The organism is Ferrovibrio sp., from assembly GCF_002796975.1.
GTDB lineage: Bacteria > Pseudomonadota > Alphaproteobacteria > Ferrovibrionales > Ferrovibrionaceae > Ferrovibrio.
This window is the reverse complement of record NZ_PEKV01000005.1, coordinates 849,822-850,105: the sequence shown is the minus strand read 5'-3', so window position 1 is coordinate 850,105 and position 284 is coordinate 849,822. Positions and strand designations below refer to the sequence as shown.

The window sequence follows — 284 nt, the reverse complement described above, 5'->3', positions numbered from 1 at the left end:
GAGAACCAGCTGAAGGAACAGCTGTATAACTGGCGCGAGGATGTGCGCCCGCGGGTGATCGGCAAGTTCGATGCGCTGGGCAACTGGCTGCTGCCGTCGGCCGGCGAAATCTCGCCCGCCATTGTCGCCAAGGCGCTGTATACCTGGCTCAAGCGCTACGGCACCAATCCGCGCATCGAGGAGCGCATCGCCTTCATCGAGCAGATGGAAAAGGAGCGCGCCGCCAGCACCATCGGCAAGACCCAGCGCACGCCGTATTTCTGCTCAGGCTGCCCGCACAACAC

Annotated in this window: 1 protein-coding gene (only partly in view); it reads left to right on the top strand. The window is 63.4% G+C overall.

Annotation, left to right across the window (positions count from 1 at the left end; all coding sequences use genetic code 11):
• Positions 1–284: part of an indolepyruvate ferredoxin oxidoreductase family protein coding region (locus CTR53_RS09000; protein ID WP_290811630.1), annotated on the top strand (this coding region is incomplete at its 5' end). 2,107 nt of the annotated region lie beyond the right edge of the window; the window shows 284 of its 2,391 annotated nt.